The 12,505-nt window shown below is 65.5% G+C and carries 17 protein-coding genes and 1 pseudogene; 10 read left to right on the forward strand and 8 right to left on the reverse strand.

Annotated elements, in window-relative coordinates:
- Nucleotides 1-61 precede the first annotated feature (61 nt).
- From GIW81_RS02460 to GIW81_RS02470, 3 genes and pseudogenes are all read right to left on the reverse strand, one after another.
- Nucleotides 62-1,111, reverse strand: a pseudogene (locus GIW81_RS02460) (homocysteine S-methyltransferase family protein); the annotation flags it as partial.
- Nucleotides 1,112-1,122: 11 nt separating this feature from the next.
- Nucleotides 1,123-2,070 (reverse strand): methylenetetrahydrofolate reductase [NAD(P)H], encoded by a 948-nt coding sequence (gene metF / locus GIW81_RS02465; RefSeq protein WP_154737754.1) that lies wholly within the window; start codon nt 2,068-2,070, stop codon nt 1,123-1,125.
- Nucleotides 2,070-3,095, reverse strand: a complete 1,026-nt coding sequence (locus GIW81_RS02470; protein WP_154737755.1) for an ArsR/SmtB family transcription factor — start codon at nt 3,093-3,095, stop codon at nt 2,070-2,072. Before GIW81_RS02470 ends, metF begins: the two co-directional genes overlap by 1 nt.
- Before the next feature lie 154 nt (nt 3,096-3,249).
- Between GIW81_RS02470 and GIW81_RS02475 the strand changes: the two genes are divergently transcribed.
- On the forward strand, nt 3,250-3,879 hold the full coding sequence (locus tag GIW81_RS02475; protein ID WP_154737756.1) for a hypothetical protein: 630 nt from the start codon (nt 3,250-3,252) through the stop codon (nt 3,877-3,879).
- A 133-nt stretch (nt 3,880-4,012) separates the two neighbouring features.
- Nucleotides 4,013-4,693, forward strand: coding sequence for an ABC transporter substrate-binding protein (locus GIW81_RS02480; RefSeq protein ID WP_229309060.1), 681 nt, complete (start codon nt 4,013-4,015; stop codon nt 4,691-4,693).
- A gap of 70 nt (nt 4,694-4,763) precedes the next feature.
- Here GIW81_RS02480 and GIW81_RS02485 read toward each other — a convergent pair whose 3' ends face one another.
- The 3 genes from GIW81_RS02485 to GIW81_RS02495 are packed head-to-tail and all read right to left on the reverse strand — an operon-like array spanning nt 4,764 to nt 5,689.
- Complete coding sequence (locus GIW81_RS02485) at nt 4,764-5,051, reverse strand: DUF5985 family protein (protein ID WP_154737757.1); 288 nt, start codon at nt 5,049-5,051, stop codon at nt 4,764-4,766.
- Nucleotides 5,048-5,308: a DUF5985 family protein gene (locus GIW81_RS02490; protein WP_154737758.1), complete on the reverse strand. Its 261-nt coding sequence runs from the start codon at nt 5,306-5,308 to the stop codon at nt 5,048-5,050. Before GIW81_RS02490 ends, GIW81_RS02485 begins: the two co-directional genes overlap by 4 nt.
- Before the next feature lie 3 nt (nt 5,309-5,311).
- Nucleotides 5,312-5,689: a hypothetical protein gene (locus tag GIW81_RS02495; RefSeq protein WP_154737759.1), complete on the reverse strand. Its 378-nt coding sequence runs from the start codon at nt 5,687-5,689 to the stop codon at nt 5,312-5,314.
- Between the two features lie 297 nt (nt 5,690-5,986).
- Here GIW81_RS02495 and GIW81_RS02500 point away from each other — a divergent pair, with 297 nt between their 5' ends.
- The 5 genes from GIW81_RS02500 (at nt 5,987) to GIW81_RS02520 (ending at nt 9,438) form a co-directional block, all read left to right on the forward strand.
- A complete protein-coding gene (locus GIW81_RS02500) occupies nt 5,987-6,370 on the forward strand; it encodes a DUF930 domain-containing protein (protein WP_154737760.1) in 384 nt (127 codons plus the stop codon).
- A 274-nt stretch (nt 6,371-6,644) separates the two neighbouring features.
- The gene (locus GIW81_RS02505) at nt 6,645-7,046 is read left to right on the forward strand and encodes a thioredoxin family protein (protein WP_154737761.1); all 402 of its coding nucleotides are present in this window, start codon (nt 6,645-6,647) and stop codon (nt 7,044-7,046) included.
- 12 nt (nt 7,047-7,058) lie between these two features.
- Nucleotides 7,059-7,781 carry a cytochrome c biogenesis CcdA family protein gene (locus tag GIW81_RS02510; RefSeq protein ID WP_154737762.1) on the forward strand — a complete coding sequence of 241 codons (723 nt, stop codon included), beginning with the start codon at nt 7,059-7,061 and terminating at the stop codon, nt 7,779-7,781.
- Nucleotides 7,782-7,838: 57 nt separating this feature from the next.
- A complete protein-coding gene (locus tag GIW81_RS02515) occupies nt 7,839-8,681 on the forward strand; it encodes a cytochrome b/b6 domain-containing protein (protein ID WP_154737763.1) in 843 nt (280 codons plus the stop codon).
- The gene (locus GIW81_RS02520; protein ID WP_154737764.1) at nt 8,671-9,438 is read left to right on the forward strand and encodes a molybdopterin-dependent oxidoreductase; all 768 of its coding nucleotides are present in this window, start codon (nt 8,671-8,673) and stop codon (nt 9,436-9,438) included. The genes GIW81_RS02515 and GIW81_RS02520 overlap by 11 nt, the downstream gene beginning before the upstream one ends.
- 12 nt (nt 9,439-9,450) lie before the next feature.
- On the opposite strand, the gene msrB is transcribed toward GIW81_RS02520, so the two are convergent.
- Both msrB and GIW81_RS18945 read right to left on the reverse strand, forming a co-directional pair.
- Complete coding sequence (msrB, locus tag GIW81_RS02525; RefSeq protein WP_154737765.1) at nt 9,451-9,849, reverse strand: peptide-methionine (R)-S-oxide reductase MsrB; 399 nt, start codon at nt 9,847-9,849, stop codon at nt 9,451-9,453.
- 353 nt (nt 9,850-10,202) lie between these two features.
- The gene (locus tag GIW81_RS18945; protein ID WP_229309061.1) at nt 10,203-10,364 is read right to left on the reverse strand and encodes a hypothetical protein; all 162 of its coding nucleotides are present in this window, start codon (nt 10,362-10,364) and stop codon (nt 10,203-10,205) included.
- A gap of 136 nt (nt 10,365-10,500) precedes the next feature.
- Here GIW81_RS18945 and exbB point away from each other — a divergent pair, with 136 nt between their 5' ends.
- From exbB to GIW81_RS02540, 3 genes are read left to right on the forward strand one after another with little or no spacing between them, the layout of a single operon-like run.
- On the forward strand, nt 10,501-11,163 hold the full coding sequence (exbB, locus tag GIW81_RS18950) for a tonB-system energizer ExbB (RefSeq protein ID WP_407658187.1): 663 nt from the start codon (nt 10,501-10,503) through the stop codon (nt 11,161-11,163).
- 5 nt (nt 11,164-11,168) lie between these two features.
- The gene (gene exbD / locus GIW81_RS02535; protein ID WP_154737767.1) at nt 11,169-11,672 is read left to right on the forward strand and encodes a TonB system transport protein ExbD; all 504 of its coding nucleotides are present in this window, start codon (nt 11,169-11,171) and stop codon (nt 11,670-11,672) included.
- A complete protein-coding gene (locus GIW81_RS02540; RefSeq protein WP_154737768.1) occupies nt 11,669-12,487 on the forward strand; it encodes an energy transducer TonB in 819 nt (272 codons plus the stop codon). Before exbD ends, GIW81_RS02540 begins: the two co-directional genes overlap by 4 nt.
- Nucleotides 12,488-12,505: the final 18 nt, after the last annotated feature.

Raw genomic sequence — 12,505 nt, forward strand, 5'->3', positions numbered from 1 at the left:
CTCTCCCCGACGGGGAGAGGGTACTTGTTGCGCTTGCATGCCATGTTGCTTACCCGTGCACGAATGGTTCGAGGCCGGAGAGGCGCATCTTCGGCTCGATGTTCGGCAGCTTGCGCGGCTTATACGCTTTGACGTGCTCGGCTACTTCGCGGATGTGGTCCGGCGTCGAACCACAGCAGCCGCCGACAATGTTGACGATGCCGTCCTTGGCCCAGGGCGCCATGGCGCAGGCCATGTCGTGCGGGGTCTCGTCGTACTCGCCCATGGCGTTGGGCAGACCGGCATTCGGGTAAGCGGAGACGCGCGCATCCGCATGCGCTGCAAGCTCGGCGAGATAGGGGCGCATCAGCTCGGCACCGAGGGCGCAATTGAGCCCGATGGAGAACGGCCGCAGGTGGCGCATCGAGTACCAGAACGCTTCCGGCGTCTGTCCCGACAGCGTCCGGCCCGACAGATCGGTGATGGTGCCGGAGATCATGATCGGCAATTCGACGCCCTTCTCCTCAAAGACCTCCAGCGTCGCGACGCCCGCCGCCTTGGCGTTGAGCGTGTCGAAGATGGTCTCGATGAGGATGATGTCGGCGCCGCCGTCCATCAACCCGCGCACCTGCTCCTTGTAGGCTTCGCGCAGCTCGTCGAAATCGACGTTACGGAAACCTGGATTGTTGACGTCGGGGGAGATCGACGCGGTGCGGTTGGTCGGACCGACGGCGCCGGCGACGAAGCGCGGCTTGTCGGGTGTCTGCTTCGTCCACTTGTCAGCCGCCGCGCGCGCGATCTTCGCCGCCGCGACGTTGATCTCGTAGGAGAGGTCCTCCATGCCGTAGTCGGCCATCGAGATGCGCTGAGCGTTGAAGGTGTTGGTTTCGAGGATGTCGGCGCCGGCCTCCAGATACTCCTCGTGGATCTTGCCGATGATCTGCGGCTGCGTCAGCACGAGCAGGTCGTTGTTGCCCTTGACGTCGCGATGCCAGTCCTTGAAGCGCACGCCGCGATAGCCGTCCTCGTCCAGCTTGTAGCGCTGGATCATGGTGCCCATGGCGCCGTCGATGATGAGGATGCGCTCGTCGGCGGCGCTCTTCAGTGCGGCGTGGGAGGGATGCTTCTTCATCTTCGTACTCCTTACCCTGTCGCTCGCGCCTTGGCCGGCTTCACCGCCGCACTCACCGGCTGGGTCTGCGGGTGCGGCCGCAAGCCCAGAAGATGGCAGATGGCGTATACGAGGTCGGCGCGATTGAGGGTGTAGAAATGGAACTTCTTCACGCCTTCATCGACGAGGTCCATCGCCTGCTCGGTAGCGACAGCGGCGGCCACGAGGTGGCTCGTCGCCGGGTCGTCTTCAAGGCCGTCGAACCTCCGTGCCAGCCACGAGGGCATGCTGGCGCCGGTGCGGGCGGCAAAGCCGGCAACCTGCTTGAAGTTGTGGATCGGCACGATGCCGGGCGTGATCGGTACCCAGATGCCGGCGGCGCGGGCGCGCTCCAGGAAGCGCAGGTAGTGGGTGTTGTCGAAGCTGAACTGGGTGATGATCCTGTCGGCGCCGGCATCGACCTTGGCTTTGAGGTTGTCCATGTCGGCGGCGAATGTCGGGCTTTCGGGATGCTTCTCCGGGTAGCCGGCGACTGACACCTCGAACGGCGCGATGCGCTTCAACCCGCCGACCAGATCGGCGGCATTGATGTAGCCGTCCGCTTGCGGGTGGTAACTCGTCCCGGGCCCCCCGACCGGATCGCCGCGCAGCGCCACGATGTGGCGGATGCCCTCATTCCAGTAGTCCTGGGCGACCGCGTCGATCTCCGCCTTCGAGGCGGCTACGCAGGTGAGATGCGCCGCCGGCTTCAACTTGGTTTCGTTGACGAGGCGCACGACCGTGTTGTGGGTGCGCTCGCGCGTCGATCCGCCGGCCCCGTAGGTCACCGATACGAATTCAGGATTTAGGGGCGCCAGCCGTTCGATGCACGACCACAGGGCCTCCTCCATCTTCTCCGTCTTGGGCGGGAAGAACTCGAAGGACACGTCGATCTCGTCGGCGCCAAGGAGCCGGCTCTTGCGTTCCGATCCTACTGCCATCACCGAGCCTCCTGCAGTGCGCGGGTTCGCGCGGGTTTTGATTGATCGGCCGTCGCGGCGGGGCGCTCGCCCAACCACAGCGACACCGTGAGCGCCTGCGGACCGGCCGCCGCCGTCGGAGCCATGTCGCGTTGCAGTCGCGGCTCGAGGCCGGCGTCGCGCATCCAATTGTCCACCTGTGCCGGCGTGAAGCCCAGGCGGTCGTGCGCGTACTCCTCGCGTAGGAACTCCAGATCGTGCGGCGCGAAGTCGGCGATAAGCAACCGGCCACCCGGTGCCAGGACGCGAGCGGCCTCGCGAATGGCCTGCGCCGGATCGGAAAGGAAGTGCAGCACCTGGTGCATGACGACCGCGTCGGCGACTTCGTCAGGCAAGGTCAGGGCGTAGATGTCGCCATGGCGCACTTGCGCCCGGCCGAGCTTTACCTTCGACAGGTTACTGCGGGCATAGGCGAGCATCGCGTTGCTGAGATCGAAGCCGATCCCGCGCTCGTAGCGGTCGGCCAGCAGCTCGAGAATGCGACCCGTCCCGGTGCCGAGGTCCACCAGCAGCTTGAACGGGCTACGGCCGAGCGCCTCGACGATCGCCTGCTCCACGTCGTGCTCGGCGACATGCAAGGCACGGATGCGATCCCAGTCGGCCGCGTGCGATTGGAAGTACGTTTGCGCGGCAGCCTCGCGCTCCCGCTTCAGGGCATCGGCCCGTTCCCGGTCGCGGGCGATGACCCGGTCGGCGCCGTCGACCAGTCCCAGGATGTCGAGGGCGAGACGTCCGCCGACCGCGCGGTCGGACACGTGGAAATAGGCCCAGCTCCCCTCGCGGAAGCGCTCAACCAGCCCCGCCTCGGCGAGGAGCTTCAAGTGGCGGCTGATCCGTGGCTGGCTCTGGCTGAGGATGAGCGTCAGGTCCTTGACGCTGAGCTCGCCCGCCGCCAGCAGCAGGAGGATGCGCAGCCGCGTCGGCTCGGCGGCCGCCTTGAGGGCCGTCACGATCTCGTCGCTGGCAAACGATCCTGACACGGGCATCTCCGAAGTTGCCGGATCATATAAAGATATGTTTATGTGTCAAGCGGCGCATTCTCGCCACACCAGCCGGTCCATTTCGGCACACCGATTAACCGCGCAGTAAGCAAGCGCGTTTACCTTCTCCTCCCACCTGCTCTTTGGATCGCCGAACCATATGCGCGTTGCCATTTACGACCGGGTCGAGCCCGCGATGCCTGCCGACATGCCCATTCACCTCAGCCAAACCTGCTCCCAGCGCACCGCCGCGGTGATGCTGAGCCTCGTCGTGCCAGTAATCATCGGCGCCGCCTGTGCCGCCGTTGCCATGGTCCAGGCACTGCTGTCGCCGGCGGTCCGGACGCTTGTCGGGCAGCACCCGGTGCAGACGCTCGAGATTCTCTTCGCCGTCGCCTTCCTCATTTTTCTGATTGGGCTGCCCGCAAAACGGCTGGTCGATCGCTTGGCATCCACGCGCACCGTCAACATCGGCAACGGCACGGTCACGGTCACCGAGGGCGGCTATTTCCACAACTGGACGTGGTCGGCTCCGCTCGCTTCGTACAACGGTGTCGCGCACCACGTGCGCGCCTCGCTTTCCGGCGCCCGCCACGAGCTCATCCTCGTCCATCCCGTATGGGAGAAATCGATTCTCTTGAGTGTGGCGCCGCGGACATCGCAGAGCGAGGTCGAGCGCGTCGCCTCCCTGCTCGGCCACAAGCAGATTCCGCCCGCCGAACTCTACCGCTTCAAGGGACTATGGCCGCGGATGCAGACCGCACCTCTACCGGATGCCGCCCATGCTTAGCGCCACCGCCGCTCAAAAAATCGACCCGATCCTTGCCCAGTCTTTGACTGAAAGCTGCCTCACATGGCTAATACAAGGACCGGGGCACGTACCTAGAATGTGCAGGCACGCCCTCAGGAGGGAGCCCGAGAGTATGCAGTTTCCCGTGACCTCGATTGCGCCGCGGCGTGGCCTTGTGCGCGCGCTGGCCTGTGCGGCAGTCGTTGCGATGCCGATGGCCGCCATGGCCCAGGCCGCGCCACCAGCGCCGCCAACAGCCACGGCTACGCTCCCTGCCGCGCCCCCCGCCGCCGCGACGGAGGCGGCTCCGGTTGTCCGCAAGGAAAGCCCGGCCGGCTTCATGAAGCGCGTCGGCAACGAGTTGCTCGCCGCCTCCCGCTCGGGATCGGTCGGTCAGTTCGCCATGGTCCTCAACTCGAACGCCGATGTGCCCTCGATCGGCATCAGTGCGCTGGGTGAGTACGCGCGCAGCCTGCCGAAGACGGACCGCCCGATCTACTACAACGGCATGATCAATTTCATCGCCCGCTACGCCTCGAAGGAGGCGCCGAAATACCCGGTGGCGCGCTTCATCGTCACCGCGCAGTCGAAGGAAGACGCGCGCGGCACGTATGTGGACAGCCGCATCACCCTCGCCAGCGGCGACGGCTACGACGTGCGCTGGCTCATCGTGAAGCGCGGCAACACTTACAAGGTCCGCGACGCGCAGGTCATCGGCTTCTGGATGACGTCGTTCCTCGACAATCTGTTCCAGAGCTTCATCAGCGACAACGGCGGCAACCCCAAAGCGCTGGTCGTCGCCCTCAATCGCTGATCAGCTTCATGTTGAGCGTATGACTGCAGGCATCCCCGGCATTCGTCCGGGGATGCGCTGTTTTGGGCCCTTAGTTGCCCTGACGGCCCGTGCGGCGCGGGCGGTTCTTTTGGATGATTGCCGCGATGATGAGCCCGAACATCACCAGCCGCGCCACATAGTAGAAGGGCTCGAGTTCGTCCGACGGGTGGCTCATCGCCAGCGCCACGCGCGAGAGCGTGTCGAGTGCGAACGCCGCCGAAAAGAATAGGAAAAGCGGGTCGCGTGTCTGCGTCCAGAAGCGCAGGAAGAACAGCGTGGCGACGAACGATGCCATCGCCACGGCACCCATGAGCATGGGGTACAGATCCGCTTTCATCGCTCGGCGTCCCAGATGAGGCCGTACAGCAGCACCGTCATGGCAACGAGCGCGGCCGACGTCCGGTACAGCGACAGGTCGATGTGGGGCACGATGACCTTGTCCGCCACCAGGATGAGATTGTTGATGGTCAGCCCCACGAAGCAGAGCCCGCTCCACAGGAGGAGCCTGGAGCCGCCCCGGCGGTAGGCTTGCAGCAGCAGATAGGCGCAGGTGGCCGCTGCTGCCGAGCACAGAAGATAGATGGCAGGACCCATGTGTCATCGATCCTTTCTGAATTTGAAAGCCGCTGCGAACGCACGGGCGCCCGCCGGCCGCGAATGAACGAGGTTGGTTACGGGAATGAGGTGTTGGGAATAGATGTCGGCGAGCCGCTCGACGATGGCGCGTTGACCTAGGGGCTCGTTGTTGAACCAGAAGTTGCCGGCCTGACACTGCGCCAGGCCCTCGCCGCACAGGCGCTCCAGCACTTCGGCAGCCTGCGCTTCCTCGATATAGAGCTGCTTGGCGACGCTTGCCGCCGTCCACTTCGCGTCAACGTTGCGCGCCAGGAACAGCAAAGCCTCGAGGTCGGCGATGGATTGGATGTAGGTCTGTATAAATGCGCGGACTTCGGCCGGGATTAGCTCATCGGCCATCATCGCCCCCCCGCGTATGCCGATTGCTTGCTCACTGTCCTCTTTCGCTGGCCGGGTGCCGCAGAGCGGTAAGCTCCCCAACGCCCGGGTGATCCGAGCCCATATGGACGCATCTGCGGCTACAGGACGGGAGGCGCCTATCCCGACCCAGATTCGGCCGAAACGCTGGAGTGCCGCAATGGTTGCCGCCGACGGGAGAAAAATATCACCCCGTCACAACACGGCCCCGTTCTCATCCCACCAGCTTTCCCGGGGAAGCTGTGAGTTGGGCCTGGTAGGCCCGGATGGGGGATAGGAATGATACGCGTTTGCGGCGCGCTCGCCGCGCTGCTGCTGGGGCCGGTCGCCGTCGCTGCCGGCAGCATCGACCAGCAATTGGCGAAGCTCGATCCCGAGGAGCGGGCCCACCAGGTGTGCGTCATGAAGGGGATCGACATCATTCGACGCGAGGGCAAGCTGCCGAAGGCCGACCGCCTGAAGACCAGCATAACGACCCGCGCCGCCTTCAACGGCACACAGGTTGCCGCCAAGGGCGGTGCCGTCCGCGCCAAGTCGCACTGGTACTCGGTGAAGTTCAAATGCGACGTGACGCCCGACCAGATGAAGGCGCTGTCCTTCACCTACGAGCTCGGCGCCGAGATCCCTGAGGCGAAGTGGGACGACCTGGGCCTCTGGCGCTGAGGCGGGACGGATCGCCTCCCCCGCGGATGGGGGAGGCATTATCAGCTCCGGAATTAGTCGTCATAGCCGACCAGCAGTTCGCCGGTCGCCGGATGCACGTGTGCTTCGACGCTCGTCCGACGCTGACCATCGAGACGCCCGAGCGTGGATGTCGCATCTCGCTGCAACTGCCTGCACTGAGCGCGGCGCCGGCGGCCTAGCCGAACACTGTAACTTTCTCTCGCGCGCCGGCGTATCCTCTCTAACTGACAGGGCTCGCTCCAAGGAGTAGATCATGCCCCCCGTACGAATCCTTAAGCGTGTCGCGTTTGCCGTCGCCGCCTTGGCCCTCTCCGCCGGCGCCGCCTGGGCGTTCGAAGAGAAACCGTTCGACATGGACGCCTTCAAGGCCGCGCAAAACGCCGGCAAGCCGATCCTCGTCGACGCCTATGCCTCCTGGTGCCCCGTTTGCCGCGCGCAGCAGGCAGTCCTCGGAGGCCTGAAGACAAACCCGAAGTACGACAGCCTCGTCGTGTTCAAGGTGGACTACGACAATCAGCGCGACGCGCTGGATACGTTCAACGTGCAGAAGCAGAGCACGCTCATCGGCTTCAAGGGCGAGAAGGAGACGGGCCGCTCTGTGGGCGACACCAACGCCGCGTCGATCGAGAAGCTCATCGGCACGACGCTCAACTAGGCAGCGACTCCCATGCTCCTCGGCAGCGCCACGTTTGCATTTTTCGCCGGGGCGCTGTCGACGCTGTCGCCGTGCGTCCTTCCGTTGCTTCCCATCATCTTGGCGACCGCCGTGTCGGAGCACCGTCTCGGCCCGGTGGCGCTGGCTGCTGGACTGGCCTCCTCCTTCGTCGCCGTCGGGCTGTTCGTGGCGACCGTCGGCTTCTCGATAGGTATCGACGCCGGCGCCTTCCGCATCTTCGCCGCGCTCCTGCTGATCGGCATCGGCGTCATCCTGCTCGTTCCGCAGTTGCAAGTGCAGTTCGCCACCGCGGCGGCGCCGATCAGCGGCTGGGCGGAAAACAGCTTCGGCGGATTCAGCACCGGCGGGTTGCAGGGTCAGTTCGCCCTCGGGCTGCTGCTCGGCGCCGTGTGGAGCCCATGCGTCGGCCCGACCCTCGGCGCCGCATCGCTCCTTGCCGCGCAGGGCAAGGATCTCGGCCAGGTCGCGCTGATCATGCTTGCCTTCGGTGTCGGCGCGGCTCTCCCGCTGCTGCTGCTCGGCATGCTATCGCGCGAGACGCTGCTGCGCTGGCGCGGCCGCCTCGCCGAGGCCGGCAAAGGCGGCAAGGTGGTGCTCGGCATCTTGTTGATCGCCGTGGGTCTCGCGATCGTCAGCGGCTTCGACAAACGCCTGGAAGCGGCGGTCCTCGACACCGTTCCTGCTTGGTTTACGGAGATATCCACTCGCTATTGAACCGATAGCGCCCGTGCGCCGGCCGGCGCGCTAGGCTAGCGAGAGAGGTCTAACCCAATGGTCAGCTCTGCCATCGTTCCGCAGCCCGAGATCGTCTATCGCCATTCGGTGATGGTGCGCATCACCCACTGGGTGAATGCCTTTTGCCTGCTCGTGCTTCTGGTGAGCGGCCTGCAGATCTTCAACGCCCATCCGACGCTCTATTTCGGCGAGAAGTCGGAGCCCGACCGCGCCGTGCTGAGCATGCGTGCCGTCGAACAGCCCGACGGCAGTTATCGCGGTATCACCACCATCGGCAGCGCGCAGTTCGACACGACCGGCGTGCTCGGCCTCTCACGGGATGCGAGCGGCGAATACGAGGACCGCGGCTTTCCCAGCTGGATCACGCTGCCCTCCTATCGCGACCTCGCCACGGGGCGCCGCTGGCATTTCTTCTTCGCCTGGCTGTTCGTGCTCAACGGCCTCGCCTACCTCATCTATGCCGCATGGAGCGGCCACGTGCGCCGCGATCTCGCACCGACCCGCTCACAGCTCCGCCACATCGGGCAGTCGATCTGGGAGCACGTTCGTTTCCACTTCCCCAAGGGCGAGGAGGCGAAGAGCTACAACGTGTTGCAGAAGCTCGCCTACCTGGCGGTGATCTTCGGGCTGTTGCCACTCGTTGTGCTCACCGGCCTCACGATGTCGCCCGCCATGAACGCGGCCTTCCCGTTCATGCTCGACGTGTTCGGCGGCCGTCAGTCGGCGCGCACCATCCACTTCCTCTGCGCCACCGGCATTACGCTCTTCGTCGTCGTCCATCTCGTCATGGTGGTCGCCACGGGAACCTGGAACAACATCCGATCGATGATCACCGGGCGCTACGTGATCGAGACCGAGGAGGCGACCCATGGCAAGTGAACGCCTGAGCCGAAGAAGCTTCCTCATTCGCGGTGGTGCCGTCGGCGGCGCGGTGTTGCTCGGCGGCTGCGACCAGCTTTCGCAAAGCCCGGACTTCCGCGACGTGCTCTACAAGGCCGAAGGCGCAACCGAGCGCGTGCAGCGCTTGGTGCTGTCGCAGCGCTCACTCGCGCGCGAGTACACCGAGGCCGACCTGTCGAAGCACTTCAAGGCCAACGGCTCGACGCGCGTCGCCGATCCCCTTTATCGGCAGGCGCTGCTCGGCGGCTTCACCGACTGGCGGCTGAAAATCGACGGCCTCGTCGAGCGGCCGACGGCGCTGAGCCTCGCAGAGCTTCGCACGCTACCGGCGCGCACGCAGATCACCCGCCATGACTGCGTCGAGGGCTGGAGCGCCATCGGCAAATGGACCGGGGCACAGCTCGGTCCGCTTCTGCAAAGCGTCGGCCTCAAGCCCGAGGCGCGCTACCTCGTCTTCCACTGCGCCGACAAGCTCGGCCGCACCGGCAACTACTACGAGAGCATCGACCTCATCGACGCGTTCCATCCGCAGACGATCCTGGCTTACGACATGAATGGAGCGGCGCTCACCGAGCCGCACGGCGCGCCCATCCGGCTGCGCGTCGAGCGCCAGCTCGGCTACAAGCACGCCAAATACGTCGAGCGCATCGAGGCGGTCTCGAACTTCGCGATGATCCGCGGGGGCCGCGGCGGCTTCTGGGAAGATCTCGGCTACGAGTGGTACGCCGGCATTTGAAAACGCCGGCGGTCAACTCTTCTCATCGAGATTGAGACACACCGAGTTGATGCAATAGCGCTTGCCGCTCGCCGTCGGTCCGTCGTCGAAGACGTGGCCCAAGTGCGAACCGCAGCGCGCGCAGGTGATCTCCGTTCGCGCCATGCCGTGCGAGTTGTCTGTGTGATACTCGACGGCGCCGGGCAGCGCCTCGTCGAATGAAGGCCAGCCTGTGCCGGAGTCGAACTTCGTATCCGAGGCGAAGAGAGGGTTGCCGCACGCGGCGCAGGTGAATGTGCCGTCCGCCTCGGTGTGGAGATGCTCGCCGGTGAACGGCGGCTCGGTGCCTTTTTCGCGCAAGATGCGGTACTGCTCCGGCGTCAATTGCTTGCGCCAGCCCGCCTCGTCCTTCGGCATCGGTTCGTCGCTCATGTGCCTTAGATAGCACTGCCACGCCTAAGCCCAAAGGGCCCCTGTCACGATCCGACCACGCACAATAGCCGCGTGCCCAAGTTGTGCCGCCTACTTCTGCTGTGTCGGGAGCTGGTGGACCGAGGCAACGCGCCGGCCTGTATCCTTAGTCAGCGTTGTCGCATAATTGAGTTCAAACTTGACATGCAAAGTAAGGTATCACCTATGAAGCCCCTCGGGGTTTTTGCATCTGGATAACAGCGCGGCGTCATGGCTCATCGTCCCTCGCAACTTTTGAACTCTTCTAAAATTGCCTGTGCCGCCGTCGCATTGACTATCGCCGGTATCGCCGCGGCGTCCGCGCAGGACACCGCTCAGCCGGCACCCGCAACGTCGCCGCCTGTAACGAGCGAGAGCCCGAACTCGTCATCCCCGTCGGCAGCTGCTCCAAGCACGCCTGCGGCGACCACTCCGTCCGCACCGGGTGCAACACAGTCCCCCGCGGCGCCGAACGCCGACGCGGCGCCTGCAGCCACGACGCCCCCCGGCGCGACCGATGGCGCACATCACGTTGATGATCCCGGGGTCACCCCGGCACCGGCGGCGACGCCCCCTACTCCCATTGCCAACGTCGAAGCCCACAAGCTGCCGCGCGACTTGTCGCCGTGGAGCATGTTCATGCAGGCCGACCTCGTCGTGAAGTCGGTCATGATCGGACTGATCTTTGCTTCGGTGATCACGTGGACCGTCTGGCTGGCGAAGAGCATCGAGCTGGGCGCCGCGCGCCGCCGCGTGCGCGCGGCGCTGCGCAAGCTTACCGACGCCAACTCGATCGGCGAGGCGGTCAATCTGGTCGACGCGAAGCGCGGCGCCGTGCCCGCGATGCTGCGGGCGGCTGTCGCCGAGACCCGCGCCTCGTGGGACGTCGCCGACAAATACGCGATCAAGGAGCGCGTGTCGGCGCGCCTCGACCGCATCGAACTCGCCGCCGGCCGCGACATCAACCGCGGCACCGGCGTCCTCGCCACCATCGGCTCGACGGCGCCGTTCGTCGGCCTGTTCGGCACCGTGTGGGGCATCATGAACAGCTTCATCGGCATCTCGGAAGCGCAAACGACGAACCTCGCCATCGTCGCCCCCGGCATCGCCGAAGCTTTGCTCGCCACCGCCTTCGGTCTCGTCGCCGCCATTCCCGCGGTGATGATCTACAATCACTTCGCCCGCGCCATCGGCGGCTACAAAGCGCTCGTCGGCGACGCGTCCGTCGCCGTGTTGTGCCTCCTGTCGCGGGACTTCGACCGCGGCGTGCGACCTGAGCTGAGAGCCGCGGAGTAACGTCTATGGCGGGCAAACTTGCGGAAGACGACATCTCGGAAACCCACGAGATCAACGTCACGCCCTTCATCGACGTGATGCTCGTGCTCCTGATCATCTTCATGGTCGTGGCGCCGCTGTCGACGGTCGACGTCCCGGTCGAGTTGCCCGTTTCGTCGGCCAAGCCCGTCGGCAAGCCCGACAAGCCGCTCTTCGTGACGCTCAAGGCCGACCTGTCGCTCGCCGTCGGCAACGACACGGTGCTGTGGAGCAATCTCGGCTCCTCGCTCGATGCGCAGACCAGCAGCGATCGCAACAAGCGCCTGTTCCTGCGCGCCGACAAGACCGTGCCCTACGGCGAGCTGATGCGGCTGATGGATACGCTGCGCGCCGCCGGATATCTCAAGGTGGCCTTCGTCGGCCTCGAGGGTCCGCCAATCATGCCCGGCGCACCTGGCGCGACCGCCCCAGCGGCACCGGCAGCTCCTGCCACTCCCTCCAACGCACCTGCGCCTTCGACGACCCCATGATCGCGCACCTCGAGTTTCTCGAAGGTTCCGGCACGCGCATGCGCCGCTGGCTTGTCGCCGGCTTCCTCATGATCTCGATACACGCCGTCGCCGGTGCCCTGGCGATGGTCAATTGGCCCGAGGACGACGCCACGGAGGAGGACGCCGGCGCGTTCATGGTCGAAATGGCGCCCATCGCCGTAGCGCCCCCGGCGGAGAAGCTCAACGTGGCGATCGGGCTGCGCGCCGACGAGGCGGCCCCGTCCGTGGCGCCGATGGAGGAGGTCAAGGAGAAGACCGACATCGAGATGCCGAAGGTCGAGGAGGCGCCGCTCGCCCCCGATCCGGAGGTCGTCGTCGAGAAGCAGGTGCCGATCGAGGAGGTCGACGTCAAGGAGGCGGAAGAGGATCCGCGGCCGGAGCAGCAGGCAACGCCGCAGACTTCTGCCGCGCCGAGCGAGACCACCGCGCCACCGCCCGTCGAGGCGCCGCCGGCCGAGAAGCCCGCGGCGCCTAAGCAAGGCATCTCGTCGAAGCCGTCCGAGACGACCCTCACCTGGCACAAGTCGCTTGTGCTGCACCTCAACAAGCACAAGAAGTACCCGCACGAGGCGCGCAAGAGCGGCGAGGAGGGCGTCGCGCATGTGTCGTTCAAGCTCGACCGCTCGGGCAAGGTGATCGACACCCACCTCGACAAGAGCTCCGGCTCCGACCTGCTCGACAAGGAGGCGATCGAGGTGCTGACCCGCGCCAGCCCCTTTCCTCAACCGCCTTCCGATATCGCTGACATCACCATCAGCCTGTCGCTGCCGATTCAGTTCCGCATCAAGCGCTGATGCGCCTAGCCGACGATC

The organism is Hyphomicrobium album, assembly GCF_009708035.1.
GTDB classification, from domain to species: Bacteria; Pseudomonadota; Alphaproteobacteria; order Rhizobiales; family Hyphomicrobiaceae; genus Hyphomicrobium_A; species Hyphomicrobium_A album.